The organism is Opacimonas viscosa (genome assembly GCF_024199005.1).
Taxonomy (GTDB): domain Bacteria; phylum Pseudomonadota; class Gammaproteobacteria; order Enterobacterales; family Alteromonadaceae; genus Opacimonas; species Opacimonas viscosa.
The window spans coordinates 1-240 of record NZ_JANATA010000304.1 but is presented as its reverse complement, the minus strand read 5'-3'; the positions used below and the strand labels follow the sequence as shown (position 1 = coordinate 240).

The window sequence follows — 240 nt, the reverse complement described above, 5'->3', positions numbered from 1 at the left end:
AATATGTTTATTGATGACCTTTACAATGACCAGCGAATTCTGGAAGCGGGCGTTGTTCCCAAAAGCCTACTGGAAGCGTCGAAAAATTTCCTGCCGGAATGCAAAGGCGTCAAACCAAAAAATGGCGTGTGGGCGCATATTTGTGGCTCTGATTTAGTCAGAGATCACCATGGCACCGTTTATGTGTTAGAAGACAATCTTCGGGTACCTTCCGGCGTGTCTTACATGCTTGAGAACCGT

At 46.2% G+C, this 240-nt stretch carries 1 protein-coding gene; it reads left to right on the top strand.

Annotated elements, in window-relative coordinates; genetic code table 11:
- A partial coding sequence (locus NLF92_RS13705; protein ID WP_254102823.1) for a circularly permuted type 2 ATP-grasp protein occupies nt 1-240 on the top strand: 240 nt, incomplete at both ends.